The following is a 17,021-nucleotide window of genomic DNA, read 5'->3' as shown; positions in this document are numbered from 1 at the left end:
TTGCGGCGGCCGAGCGCACCTCGGAGCGCAAGGGGATCGGGCGCCGGGGCCGGGCGCCGGGCGTCGGAAGTCGGGACCGGGTCCGGGACCGGGCGCCGGGCGCCGGGACCGGGACCGGGTCACGCCATCGGATGGAGTTGCCCATCGAGGCGGAACGCCTGGTCCGTGGGGCTTGCGCAACCGATCTCGACGCAAGCCGTCTTCCACACCCGCACCGCGTAATACCCGTCCACCTCGCCCTCAAGCGTCAGCGGGGAGGAACCCTTGGCGGTCGCGATCTCGCGGCCGGGCGCGTTCCCGCAGGACGGCGCGCACGGACCGTCGACCCGATAGAGGCCGATGTGCAGCTCTTCGGTCCAGGGACTCGCGGCTTTCCAGGACAAAACGAGCGTGACCCGGCCCGCGCGGTCCTCCGGGGAGTCGGAGCCGACGACGCTGTTCTCATTGAGGATCGGCGCGCACCGGGCGCCCGCCGCGGACGCCGCGCAGGCGTGGACGCCGATGTTGCCCTTGAACACCAGGGGGGCGAAAGCTTCCCGGCGCGGTTCCGAGCGCGATGCCGCCTCGATGCCCTCCGCCGTCGACGAAGGGTCCTCGGCGGAGGCCGGAGACGGGCTCACGCAGCCGGCGAGCACGAGGGCGATCGCGAGGACAGGCGCGGGCAGGAGAGAGATTCGCATCGTGGGGACCTCGATCGCCGAATGACATGGGTATTGTTGCCGGTTGTGGATCGGTCGCAGAAACGAGGAAAAGGCGACCGATCCGCGAGGCCCGGGCGAAAACGATTAAAGGCAAACCCCCCCATCCCGCCGCGTCGGTGACGCCATGGCCAAGTCCATCTCGACCTTCGAGGACTGGATCGAGTTCTTCCACCAGTGGCAGAAGGACATCCAGTTCGACACGACCCTTCTCGGCGACTTCCACTTCGAGGCCAAGTTCGCGGAGGAGGACAGCCCCGTCATCGAGTTCGGCGACTACAAGGGCCGCGCGAAGTGGAACACCCTGATGCAGGTCCCCAACCAGCAGGTCCGCGACGCCCTCCTGAACCTCATCGTCTACCAGGGCGACACAGAGTTCGCCTCCGTCGAGCAGCAGCGCCACCTCGTCGCGACGGCCCCCTCGGACTACGACCTCAAGTCCATCGTCCGCGTCATGGCCGAGGAGCAGCGGCACGGCTGGCAGATGTCGTACCTCCTCGTCAACCACTTCGGCGACACGGGGAAGGTCGAGGCGAAGAAGCTCCTCGAGCGCCGGAGCTGGGACCAGGAGCGCCTCCTCGGCAGCTTCAACGAGCCGTGCGACAACTGGCTCGACTTCTTCGTGTTCACCGAGTTCGTCGACCGCGACGGCAAGTACCAGCTCAAGATGCTTTCGCGCTCGGCCTTCTCGCCGCTTGCGCGCAGCATGGGTCCGATGCTCAAGGAGGAGGCCTTCCACCTCGGCACGGGCCACACCGGCCTCCGCCGCATCCTGCAGGCGGGCAAGATCCCGACGGACCTCATCCAGCGCCGCTTCAACAAGTGGGTCCCGACGGCGTTCGACCTCTTCGGCAAGGACCGCTCCTCGACGGCCCACTGGGCCTACGTGTGGGGCCTCAAGTGCCGCTACGACGAGCTCGAGACCGACACGCCCGTCGAGAAGGAGAACCTGAACGACTACAACCGCAACCTCTACCACCGCGAGTGCGTCGAGCTTGCGACGCAGCTGAACGCGGTCCTCCCCACCGGAGAGAAGCAGATCCGCATCCCGGACCTCAAGTTCCGCCGCGCGATCGGCGCCTACGCGGACCAGCGCTGGACGGTCGAGGGCGAGAAGTTCACGGGCAGCGAGGCCGACTGGAACGACTACCTCGCCGCGAACCTCCCCACGAAGGAGGACGACGCGCTGCTTGCGGAGATCTTCAAGTCCAACGACTGGATCGCCCCGAAGGGGAAGTGAGCGCGTGGCCCGCGAGCGCGCGTTCTTCCTCACCGAGGAGGACCGCTTCTTCGAGGAGGTCCCGCGCCTCTTCGCGGCCAACCAGGCCCGCGAGTCGACCCGGTACGAGGCCGTCATCTACGCCCTGAAGCCGCAGGCGACGAGCGACGCCGTGAAGCGCGTCGCCGCCTTCGTCGGCGCGCCCCAGCCGCGCGAGACGGAGGCCGTCGCGCGCGCCCTGAACCAGGCGATCGCCACGTCGCAATACCCTTCGGCGCAGGCGCTCCTCGAGTTCAAGGGTCTGGGGATCGACCTTCCGCTCGCGACCGCGCTCGTCCACTTCTTCCGTCCCGCGTTCCCGCTCTACCGCGTCGAAGCCGTGGCGTCGCTCCAGGCCCTCGGCTACGCGGTCGAGCACCGGACGACGCTCGACGAGGAAGGCCTCGGCGCGTACGAGGGGGTCGTCGCCGCGATCGACCGCCTGAAGCTCCGCATCCCCTACCCGTTCGTTCCCGAAAGCAATTGCTTCCTTACGCGCGTCGTCGAAGGCGCGCTCGTCGCGCGGGCCCTGAAGCTCTGACGCGACCGGACGAGGGATCCGATCCGCGCGCGGCGCGGCAAGGGCTTCGGGTGCGGGGCCCGGCCCCCGCCGGGCTCGCCTTCAAGCCACCTCCGGGGCTTCGGCCGAAGGATGAGGACGGTCGCCGCGTACAAGGTGGACGCCTTCACGGACCGCGCGCTCGCGGGCAACGCGGCCGGCGTCGTCCTCGACGCCGCGGGCCTCACCGAGGCCGAGATGAAGGCTGTCGCCCGCGAGATGAACCTCAGCGAGACCGCGTTCTTCCTCCCGCCCGAAGGCAAGGGCGACGTCCGCGTGCGCTTCTTCACGCCGACGGGCGCCGAGGTGGACCTCTGCGGCGATGCGACGATCGGCGGATTCCACCTCTACGCGCGCGAAGGCCGGGCCGGCTCGTCGGGCGGCGTGGTCACGCTCCACCAGGAGACGAAGGCCGGCGTCCTCCCCGTCCATATCCACCTCTCAGGCGGCGTCCCCGAGCGCGTCACGATGGGCCAGGCGCCCCCGAAGTTCAAGCCGGGCCCGCCCGCTCGGCGCGCGGCCGACGCGCTCGGCCTGCCCGCGAACGCGCTCGACGCGGCGCTCCCCGTCGAGCGGGCGTACACGGGAATCTGGACGCTGCTCGTCCCGCTGCGCAAGCGCGCGGACCTTGACGCGATCGATGCCGCCGCCGTCTCCGACAGCGTTCTTGCGCTTTCGAAAGAACAGGGCATCGCGAGCGTGCACGCCTTCACGCGCGAGACGCGCGAGCGCGGGAACGCCTTCTCCGCGCGCCATTTCGCGCCCGCGCTCGGCATCCTCGAGGACCCCGTGACGGGCACCGCGTCCGGCGCGCTCGGGGCCTACCTCGTGAAGCACCGGGTGCAGCGTCCCGGCGAGCGAATCGTTGGAGAGCAGGGCGACGCGATCGGCCGCCCGGGCCGCGTCGAGGTCGAGGTCGACGGGGCGCCGGGCGACCCGCGCGCGGTGCGCGTCGGCGGTCGCGCCGTCGTGAGCTTCGAAGGGAGGATGGTGCTCCCGTGACGCTCAAGGCGACGGCCGCGAGCGGCGTCCTCACGCTCGCGCTTGCGCGTCCCGAAGCGCGCAACGCGCTTTCGCCCGACCTCGTCGCGGCGCTCCTCGACGCGCTCTCGCGCGCGGCCGCCGACGACGCCGCTCGCGTCGTGGTCCTCGCCGCCGAAGGCAGCGTCTTCTGCGCGGGCGGCGACGCAAAGGACATGGCCGCGCGCAAGGGCGACCCTCTCGCGACGAAGACGCGGCAGGAACGCGGCTTCGGAGCCCTTGCCCGCGCCCTTCTGACCTTCCCCAAGCCGACCGTCGCGCGCGTCCAGGGCGACGCCCTCGGCGCGGGTCTCGGGCTCGTCCTCGCGTGCGACTTCGCGGTCGTCGCCGATCATGCGCGCCTGGGGGCCACGTTCGCGAAGATGGCGCTCGCTCCGGACACGGGCGCGTCGTGGACCCTCCCCCGCATCGTGGGCCTGCGCGCCGCGCGCGAGCTCGTCCTCTCCGCGGAACCCATCGACGCGCGCCGCGCCTTCGCCCTCGGCCTCGCGAGCGACGTCGTTCCCGCGGCCGACCTCGACGCTCGCGTCGCCGCGCTCGCCGGACGACTCGCGGAGGGTCCCACGCGCGCGTACGGCCTCGCGAAGCGCGCGCTCCTCTCGGGCGCCGGCTCCGGCCTCGACGAGGCGCTCGCGCTCGAGGCGACGCTCCAGGCGCTCGCGTTCACGACACGCGACCAGGCGGAAGCGGTGGACGCCTTCCTCGCGAAGCGGACGCCCCGCTTCGAAGGGCGCTGACGCAAGGTTTGTGAAGCCGGGCGGCCGTGGCGGACGAGAGCCCCATGACGTACTGCAGCGCATGCGGACAGCTCCTCGCCCAGGACGCCCTCCATTGCCAACGCTGCGGCGCGCCCGTCGCGGGCGTCGCAAAGCCGGCGCTCACCGGCGAGCGTCCGATCTCGCAGGCGATCGCGATCGTCGCGCTCCTCCTCAACATCCTCGTGTGGCCTGGCCTCGGCTCGCTCGTCGTCGGCGAGAAGGTCGGTTGGTCGCAGGGCTTCCTCTTCCTCATCGGCCTCATCGGTTCCCTCGTCCTCATCGGCATCCCATTCGCGATCGGCGCCTGGATCTGGGGCCTCGTGACGGGCGTCCGGCTCCTCGAACGCGCGGCGGCCCAGGAACGCGCCGCCCGCGGCACCGCGTGAGGCAAGTTTCTTGTCCGAAGGCGCCCTCGGCCCCGACGTGACCCGCGAGCCCCGCACGCTCGAGGAGCTGCAGCGCACCCACCGGCCGCCGCCCGTCTCGCGCCTGCGGATCCCCCGCGCGGAGGCCGACGAGCAGTCGGCCGTCCGCAACTACGTCCGCGACCTCATCCTCGGCTTCTCGGACGGCCTCGTCTCCGTCTATGCCGCCGTCGCGGGCGTCGCGGCCGCCGTGCTCGCGCGCGACGACACCGCAAGCGTCCTCGTCGCGGGTCTCGCCTTCGGCGTCGCGGGCGCGCTCTCGATGGGCCTCGGCGAGTATCTCTCCACGAAATCGCAGGCCGAATACTACGCGGCGGAGGCCGCGCGCGAACGCGAGCACATCCGCAAGTACCGCGACCTCGAGGAGCAGGAGGTCCGCGAGATGCTGTCGAAGAAAGGCTATCCCGCGGACGTCGTCGAGACGCTCACGCGCGCGATCGTCGAGGACGAGGACCGGTTCGTGGACTTCATGATGCGCGAGGAGTTCGGCGTCGGCGAGGAGTCCGGCCGAAGCCCATGGATCGCGATGGGGCTCGTGATGGTCGCGTTCGTCGTGGGCGCCGTCTTCCCCGTGGCTCCGTTCGCCTTCCCGATCGGCGTCGCGAACGCGCTCGGGCTCGCGTCCGTCCTGAGCGTCGCCGCGCTCTTCGCCGCGGGCGCCGTGAAGGGCGGCGTATCGGGGCTCAAGTGGTGGAAGCAGGGCGCCGAGATGACGCTCATCGGCGTCGCGGCCGCCGCGGTCACGTTCGCGGTCGGCTACGTCGTGGGCGGCGTCGCGTTCTGACGCCGTTCGCGCTCGCGCGCGACGGCTTCGAGGAGAACGGCCGCGAGGCCCAGGATGAGCGGCCCCACGATGAATCCCGCGAGCCCGAAGGCTTCGAGCCCGCCGAGGATGCCGACGAAGACGAGGCCCGGATGGAGTCGCTTGCCGGCCTTGCCGACGACGTAGAGCAGCGTCACGTTGTCCACGAACCCCACGATGAAGAGCGTGTAGGCGAGGACGACGACGCCCGTCAGGACGTCGCCCGTGAAGATGGACCACACGGCGGCGGGCCCGAGGAAGATGACGGGTCCGACGTAGGGGATCATCCCCACGATGACCATGAAGAACGTCGCGAGGAGCGGCTGCGGGTACCCCGCAAGCCACCAGGCGAGCCCCGCGGCGCCGCCCTGCGTGAGCCCGACGGCGAAGTTCCCGAGCACGACCGCCCGGACCACGTCGCGGACCTCGCGGCGGAGGTCGGCCTTCGTGCCGTCGGGGAGGGGCATGACGCGCAAGACGAGATCCCGCAGCGATTCCCACTGGAGGCTCGTGTAATAGGTCACGAGGCCGAAGATGAACGCCCCGATGCCGATGGAGGCGAGGACCGAAAGCAGCGAGGGCGCGAGGTCCGCGAGCGCCCCCTCGAGGCGCGAGGTCAAGGCGAGCGCGGCCTCGCGCGAGCGGGCCTCGTCGAGGCCGAAGCGCGCGAGCTCCCCCGCGACGTAGGCGTCGAGCCCCAGGTCCTGCACGGCGCGGGCGATCGCGACGGCGTCGTCCGCGAGCACGGCGACGACGACCGCGAGGGGAAGGACGACGAGCGTGACGATGAGCACCGCCACGGCGCCCGCCGAGAGGCGCGGCCACCCCGTGCGCGCGCCGAGCGCGCGAGCGGGGCCGCGCGCGAAATAGCCGACGATGAGGCCGAGGAGCACGTACACGGCGTACGGCTCCACGACGACGAGGCCGAGGAACGCGAAGGCGGCCGCGGTCGCGGCGAGGAAGGCCCAAGCTCGCCGATCCATTGACGTTTTCCGGGCGCGCGCGGGGCAAGAGGTTTCTGGCCGGGTTCCGCTCGGTCCCGGACCCGGACCCGGACCCGGACCCGGACCCGATGCCCGGTCCCGGTCCCGGACCCGACGCCCGGGCCCGGTCCCGACACCCGACACCCGGTCCCGAATCCCGGCACCCGACACCCGGTCCGGTCCCGAAACCCGACACCCGGTCCCGAATCCCGGCACCCGACACCCGGTCCCGGTCCCGAAACCCGACGCCGGGTCCCGGCCCCGAAGCCCGACACCTGCGCCAACCCCCCGGAAGCTTTGTCTCGGCTTCCGCCGTTCGCCGCGTTGCATGGAACGGCTGCGGGTCGCGGTCCTGGGCGCGGGAACGATGGGTCACGGGATCGCGCAGGCGGCGGCGCAGGCGGGGGCCGAGGTGGCGCTGCGGGACGTGGAGCCCGCGGCGGTGGAGCGCGGTCTCTCCGGCATCCGGCGCTTCCTCGAGAAGGGCGTCGAGAAGGGGAAGATCATGGCGACCGACCGCGACGCGGCGCTCGCGCGCATCCGCGGGACGACGGACCTCGCCTCGGCCCTGCGGGAAGCGGACCTCGTGATCGAGGCGGTGCCGGAGAAGCTCGACCTCAAGCGGCGCGTCTTCGCGGAGGTGGTGGACCTCGCGCCCGAGGGATCGACCCTCGCGACGAACACATCGTCGCTCTCGATCGCCGCGATCGCGGAGGCTCTTCCGGAAAAGGACCGCGGCCGCGTCGTGGGGATGCACTTCTTCAACCCGGTCCCGATCATGAAGCTCGTTGAGGTCGTGCGGGGTCCCGAGTCGTCCGACGACTCGGTCGAGACGGCCCTCGACCTCGCGCGCTCGATGGGAAAGGAGCCGATCGTCGTGCGCGACGCGCCGGGCTTCGCGACGTCGCGCCTCGGCGTCGCGATCGGCCTCGAGGCGATCCGCATGCTCGAGGAGGACGTCGCAAGCGCGGAGGACATCGACCGCGCGATGGTGCTCGGCTACAACCACCCGATGGGGCCGCTCCGCCTCACGGACCTCGTGGGCCTCGACGTGCGCCTCGGGATCGCGGAGTACCTCGCGAAGGAGCTGGGCCCGCGTTTCGAGCCGCCCGCGCTCCTGCGCCGCATGGTCGAGGACGGCCATCTGGGCCAGAAATCGGGCCGCGGGTTCTACGCGTGGAAGTGACGCCATGGAATACCTTGTCCTCGCCGAGCGCCAGGGGCCCGTCCTCCTCCTCACCCTGAACCGCCCGGACAAGCGTAACGCGCTCAGCGCCGCGCTCCGGCAGGCGATCATCGACGCGCTCGCGAAGGACCGCCTCGACGCCGAGACGCGGGTCGTCGTCGTGACGGGCGCGGGCAAGGCGTTCGCGGCGGGCGCGGACCTCGACGAGCTGGCCGTGCGCAGCGTCGCCGAGCAGCGCGCCTTCATCTCGCCGCCGCACGTGTACGAGGCCGTCGCGCGCCACCCGAAGCCCGTGATCGCCGCCGTGAACGGCCTCGCGCTCGGCGCGGGGTGCGAGCTCGCGATGGCATGCGACGTGCGCGTCGCTTCATCGGCCGCGAAGTTCGGGCAGCCGGAGATCAACCTCGGCATCATCCCGGGCGCGGGCGGCACGCAGCGCCTCGCGCGCCTGGTCGGCCGCGGCCGCGCGGCGCGCCTCGTCCTCACGGGCGACGCGATCGATGCCGCGACGGCCGAGCGGTGGGGCCTCGCGGACGAGGTCGTCGAGCCGGAGGCGCTCCTCGCGCGCGCGATGGAGCTCGCGAACGGGATGGCCGCGAAGAGCCCCGTCGCGCTGCGCCTCGCGAAGGAGGCCGTGCGCGCGGCGGAGGAGCTGCCCCTCGAGGCGGGCCTCGCGCGCGAGATCGACCTGTTCACGCTCGCCTTCGCGAGCGAGGACGCGCGCGAAGGGATCGAGGCCTTCCGCGCGAAGCGGACGCCCGCGTGGAAAGGGCGTTGAAATCAATGCCCAAATATTCTCGTTGGCACCGGGCCTGCAACGAGGCGCCCGGCGCCTGCATCGTAGATGATTCCCTGCCGCGCGCACGTGCCTTCACAAGAGCCTTCCTTAAAGAACACGTACATTGGGCTGAGCGATCCGCTGGGCGCGATATGCACGTACATGGCGAACTCGTGTTCAAGGGACATGGAGAAGGCACGCTGCAGGTGATCCCAAGCAGCCCCAACTCGAACGGCCGCCATGCGCTCTGGTGAACGGAACGTGCGCCCTGCTTCCATTTCCGCTTCTTTCACAAGGTGATAACGTTCGACAGCATTCACCCCGAGGAGCGCCATCTTCGATTGAGCCACCACCACCTCGAACCTCTGCCCGGAGGGACTCTTGAATTCGAGCCGCCACCGAAGGCTGACGTCGCGGTAGCCGGGAGCCGTCCCTTCGCCTCCCCCAGCCTCGTGGGCATGCGACAAGATGGAATCGGGGTGTTTCGTCAAAAATGATCGGAGAACCTCGCTGTTTTCGATAGCAAATTGGTAGGCTTGCTTTAGCGAAAAGCCGCTGGCATTCAGGTCCTCGCTGCCGGGGGGTAGATGTTGGGCGAAGGAAACTGCACGAAGGGCACTGCTATGCCGAGGCACCCCCTCATCACGTTCAGCCTTTGGCATGACCACAGAACTCCGAGCCTTCGTATCCAGAATGAAGCGGTAGCCATTTTCATGTCGGCATTCCGCAATAACTCGTAGATGCAGGTCGTAAATGACTTCGTCATCCGCCGCGTTGCAGATGTAGACGAGGCGATCGGCTTTGCGGAGAGGCGCGAGGCGGACCTTTTCCCCCTCAAGGAGCTCGACCCGATATTCGCGGCCCTCGTGTTCGAAAGTCGCGGGGAGTATCCCGCCGCGCTCGATACGATTGAAACCTGGCCACTTCAGCCCGAACGCGGTCGCAAACGTACCAGGTTCTGAAAACTCCGCCCAGGTTTCTTGAGTACATTGCTCGGGAGCACAAGGCGTAAATGCAGATAGGTCTTCACCGGAGGCGACCGAGGAAATGATGGTAAAGTGGGTGACGTTTCCCGACTCGACCGCATGCATCTCAATGCGATGAGCCTTTCGCGTGGCACCCCACCCATCCAAACTGGGGAACACGGTTGAATTGAACGTCCAGGCGATGGAGCCGAGATGAACTCCGTCCTTGTAGATCTGATAGGACAGCAACGTGGAATCGCCACTCTCGAAGCAGGATCCTGAGAGGCAACCGACGAAAAGGGAGAAAAAGAGGAGAACGGTGAGGAGCCGTATCACGGAGGGGATCCCCTAATCTTGGTGTCCCGAGCCTTCGCGACAATGCAAGCATCAGTCACAGAAACGGGTGTCCCGAGCGGACAGCTAATCGCCATGGATGAAACCTCTGAATAGCCGGTTACGCTTGAAAATATTGATGAGTAGGTCTTGAGAGGCCCCCCGACTTGAACCTGGCAGCTACCCTCCACCCAAACGCACTGGTCTTGCTCGGCCCATGCATCCTGGCAAGAGCCTATCCCAGTACACCCGGTCCCGACAACTCGAGTCGTGCCCGAGGGAATGACCGCGGAAAATCCACGAGCAATGGCAGTCCCCGTCGCCGAACAGTGCGACGTCCCAGCATCCTTGCCGCAGGTCACGATGGCAACCGCAATCGCGGTTGCGCATAGCACAGGGCCAAGATTGTATGGAAGGCAGACGGTAACATCCCCTGTGGAGGCCCCGACTCCCCCGATGGAGGCGGACGCACAGGCTTGAGGGTCGACACCCTCATGATTGCCCAAAAGCCAAAATCGAGTTCCGTCCTGCAAGTCGTAGCCGACGCAGTCTCCGCAGTCAGCGCTGTTGGGGAAAGAAGCCCCAGGGGCGCAGTACCAGATTTCGGGATCCTCAGCAGCCGCGAATGGCGCGGGGGTGAGGCCAAAAGCGACGAGGACGACTGCCGTGTAGAACGCGAATTTGAGCATTTCTATTACTCCTTATGATTTTAGACCAAAGAGCCGTAGAGGCGCGACCTATTCCGACACCTCTTTCTTGTGACCGCTCGCAGTCTCCGTGGCACAGACAATCACCAGCAGCTCGGGGACCGTATCTAAATCGACACAGGCGACGGTCACGGTTTGCACTTCTTGATAAACGCTAGCCTTGGCTCCTCCGAAGGCGGTGTACGTGTAGGCCGACGACGTATAATGCACACCGCACGAGAGGGACGTTGCCGGGTCCCAAGTGCAGCTACCCCACTCTTGCCAACTGTCCTGTGGCAAGCATGCCACAGGGCCTGAGCAGCCGGTTGATCTCATCTCGACCCACCCAGGCACACGGGTAACAGTTTGCCCTCGAGACATGGAGAAACCGACGCCTGTGCACCTCGGCACGACACCCCCTGCGCAAGTCGTGTTGGCGATCGCGGTAGCGGTGGCGCAAACGATGGGGGTTAAGTCAGAGGGTACGCACTTTGTTTTGGTTTCCTCAGGCACCCCAAGCGAAAAACCCCCGACCGACGCGTAGCCGCAGGCCCACATATCAATCCCCTGGTGCCGACCCATCGCCCAGACCTGGAAAGGGTCGAGTTCATATCCCACGCAGTCCCCGCAATTTAAGGAAGACTGCGGATCACCCTCAGGACTGCATATCCAATATTCAACGTCTTGAGCCGCCACCCTCGGGGCCGAAAGGGGGGGAGGATTGCTAACAGCAAAGTAGTGATGTCCAAAATATGATTGAGCGCGAAATCATCGACCCATCAATGCGATACAACCCATAAAGATTTTTGGAACACGATCCAGCGGAAGCAGAGGAAGCGAGCGAACGCGGAGCGGAATCCCCTTATCCACCGCGGACGTTCGCCGCGCCGGGAGAACCCGACATGGCAGACATCGGTCGAGGCGCGGTCGCCGAGGCGATCGGAACCTTCGCGCTGGTCTTCGTGGGCGGCGGCGCCATCGCCGCGTGGACGGCGGGCTACTTCGGACCAGGTCCGACGGACATCGTCGCGATCGCGCTCGCGCATGGTCTTACGATCGCGGCGCTCGTCACCGCGCTCGGGCACGTCTCGGGCGGCCAGTTCAACCCGGCCGTCACCTTCGGCCTCCTCGTCGGGCGGCGCATCGACCCGAAGACCGCCCTCGTGTACGGCCTGTCGCAGCTCATCGGCGCGGCGCTCGCCGGCATCATCCTCGTGACGATCTTCACGAAGGCCCAGGTCGCCTCGGCGACGCCCGACCTCAACGCGGGGTCGGAGACGCTCCAGGCCGTGTCGTCGACGACGGGCATCATCATCGAGGCGATCCTCACCTTCTTCCTCGTCTTCGTCGTCTTCGGCACGATCGACAAGCGCAACAGCGCCCGCATCGGCGGTCTCGCGATCGGCCTCACGGTGACGCTCGACATCCTCATGGGCGGCCCGCTCACGGGCGCCGCGATGAACCCCGCGCGCTGGTTCGGCACCGCGGTCGCCTCCTCGCACTACGCGAACTGGTTCGTGTACTGGATCGGCCCGCTCGTGGGCGGCCTCCTCGCGGGCGTGCTCTACGGGTACTACTTCGACCCCAACGAGCCCGACGCCGTCGAGAAGGCGCGCGCGACCGGCAAGGCGTAGGTCCGGCATGGCGGCGGGTCGTCGCGTCTTCGACGCGCACGTGCACCTCCAGCCCTGGGAGCACCTGAGGCCGGAGGTGCGCGACGCGATGGTCCGCGGTCGCGACGACGCGGACGCCATCCAGGCGTTCCAGCGCGACCGCGCGGCCTTCCTCGCGCACCTCGACCGCGAAGGCATCGCGCGCGCGGTGCTCGTGAACTACGTGAGCCCGCGCGTCATGGGCTTCCCGCCCGAGGTCAACGACTGGATCGCCGCCTACGCGCGCGGCGAGCCGCGCCTCGTCGCGATGGGCTCCGTCCTCCCGGGCACCGTCGAGGACGCGGCCGCGGAGGTGCGCCGCCTCCACGCGCTCGGCATCCGCGCGCTCAAGGTCCACCCCGCGCACCAGCTCCTCTATCCGCACGACGAGCGCCTCGCGCCGGTCTACGCGGAGGCGGAGCGGCTCGGGATGCCCGTCACGATCCACACGGGCACGAGCGTGTTCCCGGGCGCGAAGAACCGATTCGCGGACCCCATCCACGCGGACGACGTCGCGGTGGACCATCCGCGCCTCACGCTCATCCTCGCGCACGCGGGGCGTCCCCTCTGGTACGACACCGCCTTCTTTCTCGCGCGCCGGCACGCGAACGTGCGCCTCGACCTGAGCGGCATCCCGCCCGCGAAGCTGCTCGAGGTGCTCCCGCGTCTCGGCGAGGTCGCGGACAAGTGCCTCTACGGAAGCGACTGGCCGAGCCCGGGCGTGAAGTCGCTTCGCGCGCACTGGCAGGCGTTCGAGCGCCTCGCGCTTCCGGCGCAGGCGATCGAGGGCATCCTTTGGCAGAACGCCGCGAAGGTGTTCGGTTAGCGCCACGCCCGCACGACGCGCGCGACCTCGCGCCACGAGCGCGCCGTCGCGTCCGCGGGCGCCGTGCCGTCCGCGTCCCGCGGGTACGGCGTCCACACGGTGCGCAGGCCGAGCTTGCGCGCGGGCAGGATGTCGCACTCGACGTCGTTGCCGATCATGCACGCGCGGCTCGCCGGGAGCCCCAGCTTCGCGAGCGCCTCCGTGAAGATGGTCTCGTGCGGCTTCATCCACCCGTGCTCGCCGCTCACGATCACGACCTCGAACGGCGCGAGGAGCTTCTCGCGCTCCATCGCGCCGCGCAGCGCGGGTCCGTCGGGGTAGTTGCTCACGAGCGCGAGGCGGAACTCCTTCGAGAGCTCGTCGAGCACCGCGGGGGCGCCGTCGAAGGCGCGCACGAGGTTCGCCTGGAAGTCCATGTACGCGAGGGCTGCCTTGCGGCCGAGGATGCGCGCGTCCGCGACGCCGAGCGCAAAGAACGCGTCCTCGAAGCGCGCCTCGAAGTCGAACTCGCGGTGAGACTCCGAGACGGCCGCGTGCTGACGCGCGCGGGCCGCCTCGTAGGCCTCGACGAAGCGGGGAAGCGGCGCGACGTCGCCCGCGGCCGCGAGGCAGGCCGCGAGGCACCGCTCGCGCTCGCCCTCCCACGGGGGGTCCGCGTGGAGGATGGTACCGAACGCGTCGATGAGGAGCGCCTCGAGGGGCATGCACGGGCGAGGGCGGGGGCGCACAAAGGCCTTGCGCCGGGCAAGGGTCAAGCCGGGGACGCGCCATCGACGGGCGTGCCCCGCCGCGCGCCGTCCGCGCCCCCCGACCTCGTGCTCGCCCGCCTGCGCGCGAGCTACCCCCCGCGCTATTCGTTCCTCGAGGCGGAGACCCCATTCCAGCTGCTCGCCGCCGTGATCCTGAGCGCGCAGTGCACGGACGCGATGGTGAACCGCGTGACGCCCGCGCTCTTCGCGCGGTGGCCCACGGCGGAGGCGCTCGCGGAGGCCGACCCGCGCGCGCTCGAGGAGGTCATCCACCGGACCGGATTCTTCCGCAGCAAGGCGCGGAATCTCCTCGGCATGGCGAAAGCCCTCGTCGAGCGCCACGGGGGCGAGGTCCCGGACTCCATGGAGGCCCTCGTCGCGCTCCCCGGCGTCGGGCGGAAGACCGCGAACGTCATCCTCACGAACGCGTTCGACAAGGCCGAGGGCGTGTGCGTGGACACGCACGTCGGACGCCTCGCGCGACGGCTCGGCCTTGCGCGCGGGGAGGATCCCGTCAAGGTGGAGCAGGATCTGATGAGACGCTTCGCGCGCGAGGACTGGCCGGACCTCACGTACCTGCTCATCCAGCACGGCCGCGCGGTGTGCCCGGCGCGGTCGCCGCGCTGCGGCGCGTGCGTCCTTACGGACGTGTGCCCGAAGCGCGGCGTCGCGAGGTCGCGCGCGGCGAAGCCGTGAAGCCGCTCACGGCGGCGGGAGGCCCCCATCCGCAAGGCGGCCGCATCCCCCGCAGTAGAAGCTCGGCGACTGGCCCGGCCGCGCGAACGTGGGAAGCGTCGCGCCGCATCCGCCGCATGTCGCCATCACCATCTCGAGCGTCTCCGAGGCGGGAGGGAGGTCCGGGATGCGTTTCGCTCGGCGTCGTCGTCTCGGCGTGGGATCCTCCGGCGCTTCCTCGTAGTGGGCGGCGGGGACGCCCGGCGTCCACCGGCCGGGCCACGACGGAGCCCGGGCTGTTCGACCCTGCTGTTCGACCATGGACTGCCTCCAATGCCGCGCCCGGGGGAGCGCGACACGGGTTCACACGGGGTGTCGATATTAAGGATTGTGACCACGGCCAACGCGGGACCCCGCGGGTTCGGGCCGCGCTATCGCGCGCGGCGCTTCGCGCCCTTCCGCGCGGTCTTTCCGCGCTTTGCCGGGGCCTTGCCCCGTCGCGGCTCCTCAAGGAACGTCACCGTGTAGCCGTCGGGGTCGTTGAGCGTGAACACGCGCCCGTAGCTGCGGTCCTCGAGGTCGCTCTCGATGACGGCGCCGGCGCGCTTCGCCGCCTTGTACGCGCGGTCGACGTCCGGGACGGTGAAATAGACGACGATGCCGTTGCCGAACGGGGGCGAGGCCCACGCCCGGAACGCCGGGTCGTCGTTCGCCGCGATGTTCCCAAGCCCGAGGTCGATGCCGTCCATCACGAGGTCGGCGTACCATGTGGACTTCGTCTCGCGGTCCTTCCAAGCCTTCTCGACCTTGAAGCCGAGCTTCTTGTAGAACGCGAGGGAGCGGTCGATGTCCGTGACGTTGAGGAAGACGCTCGCCGAGGAGGCCATCGCGCCCCGAAGGCCGCGAGGTCGCATGAAGGTGAGCGACGAACCGGCCACACGCCCTATCCCGCCGGTCCGCCCTTCGAGAGACATGGTCGGCAAGCCGCCCCACAGGCCCGCGGGCAAGGCCCGCTTCGACGAAGAGCACCGGCGCATGAACAAGATGAGCGCCGACGACCTCGACCTTCCCGCGAAGAAGGACCTCGCCGACGACCGGCGCGAGATCATGGCCCGACGCGGGGCGCCGACGTCGTTCCCGGCGGAGGAGCAGGTGGGCGGCTCCCGGCCCGGCGTCGAAAGCCGCGTCAAGAACGCGGTGGAGAAGCGCGAGCGGCGCGACGCCGGGTAGCGTCACGGCGAATCGCGCGTGTCGAAGGGCGCGGCGGAGCCCTCCGTGTCATAGATGGCCCATCCCTTCGCCGCGCGCTCCGCGGGCGTCGGATTGTGGGGGCGGTATGTCGGGTAGTAGTAGATGTCGACGAGCGCCGTGTCGTGCCTGTGCTCGTCGTCCCAACCCGGGTCGCCCGGAGCCTGGGGCCCGTACGGGTTGAACGGGTGGCTGTAGCCCTCGGCGTCGTCGTTGCCGCCGGGGCATCGCCACTCGCTCTCCACGCCCGCCGACGAGCCGTCCGCGTTGCGCTGGATCGTGTTGCTGTCGCACCCGTTGGTCGCATTCGTGGACGTGCGATTGTGCACGGCGCGGTCCTTGTGGATTGCGGGCATGTGCCGCATCCCCAGGACGTGATCGATGAACATGACGATCTCCGCGTTGTACCGGCGGTGATTGTGGTACACGCGGCCATCGGCCACGGCGGGCGTGGGATACGTGGTGTTGCGAGCGTGTCCGTCGTAGAGGCAGCCGTCGGGACCCTCGACGTTTCCATCGTAGCACACGTATTGGCCGTCGACGAACGTCGGTTCGAAGGCTCCCGCGGGGGGATTGTCGACGTACGCGCCGCAGTTGCTCACCCCGTCGTCCGCGATGAAGTCGGGGCTCCCGAGCAGATTGACCATCCAGATCGGACCCGGGACGGTGTACGCGGTCTGGGCGGGCGCCGTGGGACCGCCCGGAAAGTCGGAGATCTTGTCGTAAACGTCGTAGTTGTAGACCGTCGTGTCCGCATTCTGGTTCGTGAGGACGCGGTAGAGGTCGACAACGAAGGTGTGGTCGTTCGGGTCCGTGACGAAGTACTGCTCGACCCAGGCCGAGGCCGCGATCTCAGGATTCGAGAAGCCGCCGGGACGACCGAGCGCGTCGATCGCCGGGTCGAGGATGCCCCGCTCGCCGTCCGTCGCATAGGGCTTGGGACGACCGGCGGGCACGACCACGACCACGCCGCCGCACGGATAGCGGTTGCAGGCGTAGGAGCCGTCGGGCTCGAACGCGCAGTCCGTGAAGTTCCCGTTCTGCGACGCCATCGCCTGCTGGGGACTGACGAGATACTGGTCGTTGAACCAGAGCTTTCCGCCCGAGACGACTTTCTCGCGGACGAGGACGGTGACGCCCGTGATGTTCTTGTTCGTCATCGATTGGACGACCGCGAACACGTTGTGGCCCTCGACGATCTGCTCGGTCTTCGAGCCCGAGATCTGCCCCGCGACGACGACGCCGGGCAGCACCACGACGCCCATCACGAGGACCGCTCCGAGGACACGCCCGCGCGATGCCGTAGCCACCACCAGGTATGGACGGTGGCCGTGCGGTCATCAATCCGGGTCTGTCACGTCGGTTGGTGAACGCGGCGGGGCCCCCACACGTCGGGGTC

19 protein-coding genes are annotated in these 17,021 nt (G+C 69.1%); 12 read left to right on the top strand and 7 right to left on the bottom strand.

Features of this window, described 5'->3' with window-relative positions:
- Positions 1–119: 119 nt before the first annotated feature.
- Positions 120–680 carry a hypothetical protein gene (locus tag VM889_08490; GenBank protein HVL48579.1) on the bottom strand — a complete coding sequence of 187 codons (561 nt, stop codon included), beginning with the start codon at positions 678–680 and terminating at the stop codon, positions 120–122.
- Between the two features lie 145 nt (positions 681–825).
- On the opposite strand from VM889_08490, the gene VM889_08485 reads away from it, so the two are divergent.
- The 6 genes from VM889_08485 to VM889_08460 all read left to right on the top strand — a co-directional run bounded on the left by VM889_08485 (position 826) and on the right by VM889_08460 (position 5,523).
- Positions 826–1,938, top strand: coding sequence for a Phenylacetic acid catabolic protein (locus VM889_08485; GenBank protein HVL48578.1), 1,113 nt, complete (start codon positions 826–828; stop codon positions 1,936–1,938).
- Between the two features lie 4 nt (positions 1,939–1,942).
- The gene (locus VM889_08480) at positions 1,943–2,497 is read left to right on the top strand and encodes a hypothetical protein (protein HVL48577.1); all 555 of its coding nucleotides are present in this window, start codon (positions 1,943–1,945) and stop codon (positions 2,495–2,497) included.
- Positions 2,498–2,608: 111 nt separating this feature from the next.
- Positions 2,609–3,517: a PhzF family phenazine biosynthesis protein gene (locus VM889_08475; GenBank protein ID HVL48576.1), complete on the top strand. Its 909-nt coding sequence runs from the start codon at positions 2,609–2,611 to the stop codon at positions 3,515–3,517.
- Positions 3,514–4,293, top strand: a complete 780-nt coding sequence (locus tag VM889_08470; protein ID HVL48575.1) for an enoyl-CoA hydratase-related protein — start codon at positions 3,514–3,516, stop codon at positions 4,291–4,293. The genes VM889_08475 and VM889_08470 overlap by 4 nt, the downstream gene beginning before the upstream one ends.
- A 26-nt stretch (positions 4,294–4,319) precedes the next feature.
- Positions 4,320–4,700, top strand: a complete 381-nt coding sequence (locus tag VM889_08465; protein HVL48574.1) for a zinc ribbon domain-containing protein — start codon at positions 4,320–4,322, stop codon at positions 4,698–4,700.
- Between the two features lie 37 nt (positions 4,701–4,737).
- On the top strand, positions 4,738–5,523 hold the full coding sequence (locus VM889_08460) for a VIT1/CCC1 transporter family protein (protein ID HVL48573.1): 786 nt from the start codon (positions 4,738–4,740) through the stop codon (positions 5,521–5,523).
- Here the strand turns inward: VM889_08460 and VM889_08455 are convergent.
- Positions 5,496–6,524 (bottom strand): AI-2E family transporter, encoded by a 1,029-nt coding sequence (locus VM889_08455; GenBank protein ID HVL48572.1) that lies wholly within the window; start codon positions 6,522–6,524, stop codon positions 5,496–5,498. The two genes, VM889_08460 and VM889_08455, sit on opposite strands and share 28 nt — an antisense overlap.
- A gap of 337 nt (positions 6,525–6,861) precedes the next feature.
- Between VM889_08455 and VM889_08450 the strand changes: the two genes are divergently transcribed.
- Together VM889_08450 and VM889_08445 are read left to right on the top strand one after the other, a co-directional pair.
- On the top strand, positions 6,862–7,710 hold the full coding sequence (locus VM889_08450; GenBank protein ID HVL48571.1) for a 3-hydroxyacyl-CoA dehydrogenase family protein: 849 nt from the start codon (positions 6,862–6,864) through the stop codon (positions 7,708–7,710).
- 4 nt (positions 7,711–7,714) lie between these two features.
- Positions 7,715–8,488: an enoyl-CoA hydratase-related protein gene (locus VM889_08445; protein ID HVL48570.1), complete on the top strand. Its 774-nt coding sequence runs from the start codon at positions 7,715–7,717 to the stop codon at positions 8,486–8,488.
- A gap of 2 nt (positions 8,489–8,490) precedes the next feature.
- Here VM889_08445 and VM889_08440 read toward each other — a convergent pair whose 3' ends face one another.
- A complete protein-coding gene (locus VM889_08440) occupies positions 8,491–9,789 on the bottom strand; it encodes a hypothetical protein (GenBank protein HVL48569.1) in 1,299 nt (432 codons plus the stop codon).
- A 1,585-nt stretch (positions 9,790–11,374) separates the two neighbouring features.
- On the opposite strand from VM889_08440, the gene VM889_08435 reads away from it, so the two are divergent.
- Together VM889_08435 and VM889_08430 are read left to right on the top strand one after the other, a co-directional pair.
- Entirely contained in the window at positions 11,375–12,106 is a 732-nt protein-coding gene (locus VM889_08435) for an MIP family channel protein (protein HVL48568.1), read from the top strand.
- Between the two features lie 7 nt (positions 12,107–12,113).
- Entirely contained in the window at positions 12,114–12,950 is an 837-nt protein-coding gene (locus VM889_08430) for an amidohydrolase family protein (GenBank protein ID HVL48567.1), read from the top strand.
- Here VM889_08430 and VM889_08425 read toward each other — a convergent pair.
- On the bottom strand, positions 12,947–13,654 hold the full coding sequence (locus VM889_08425; GenBank protein HVL48566.1) for an HAD family hydrolase: 708 nt from the start codon (positions 13,652–13,654) through the stop codon (positions 12,947–12,949). The two genes, VM889_08430 and VM889_08425, sit on opposite strands and share 4 nt — an antisense overlap.
- Before the next feature lie 75 nt (positions 13,655–13,729).
- On the opposite strand from VM889_08425, the gene nth reads away from it, so the two are divergent.
- Positions 13,730–14,395, top strand: coding sequence for an endonuclease III (nth, locus tag VM889_08420; GenBank protein HVL48565.1), 666 nt, complete (start codon positions 13,730–13,732; stop codon positions 14,393–14,395).
- Between the two features lie 6 nt (positions 14,396–14,401).
- Here the strand turns inward: nth and VM889_08415 are convergent, their stop codons facing one another.
- Both VM889_08415 and VM889_08410 read right to left on the bottom strand, forming a co-directional pair.
- Positions 14,402–14,695, bottom strand: a complete 294-nt coding sequence (locus tag VM889_08415; GenBank protein HVL48564.1) for a hypothetical protein — start codon at positions 14,693–14,695, stop codon at positions 14,402–14,404.
- A gap of 110 nt (positions 14,696–14,805) precedes the next feature.
- Positions 14,806–15,261, bottom strand: a complete 456-nt coding sequence (locus VM889_08410) for a VOC family protein (GenBank protein ID HVL48563.1) — start codon at positions 15,259–15,261, stop codon at positions 14,806–14,808.
- 85 nt (positions 15,262–15,346) lie between these two features.
- On the opposite strand from VM889_08410, the gene VM889_08405 reads away from it, so the two are divergent.
- The gene (locus tag VM889_08405; protein HVL48562.1) at positions 15,347–15,604 is read left to right on the top strand and encodes a hypothetical protein; all 258 of its coding nucleotides are present in this window, start codon (positions 15,347–15,349) and stop codon (positions 15,602–15,604) included.
- A gap of 2 nt (positions 15,605–15,606) precedes the next feature.
- On the opposite strand, the gene VM889_08400 is transcribed toward VM889_08405, so the two are convergent.
- A complete protein-coding gene (locus tag VM889_08400) occupies positions 15,607–16,932 on the bottom strand; it encodes a hypothetical protein (protein ID HVL48561.1) in 1,326 nt (441 codons plus the stop codon).
- Positions 16,933–17,021 lie beyond the last annotated feature (89 nt).

The sequence above is a fragment of the Candidatus Thermoplasmatota archaeon genome (assembly GCA_035540375.1).
In the GTDB taxonomy this organism is placed as follows: domain Archaea; phylum Thermoplasmatota; class SW-10-69-26; order JACQPN01; family JAJPHT01; genus DATLGO01.
Note: the sequence above shows the minus strand (reverse complement) of the source record. Positions and strands in the feature narration are given on the sequence as shown.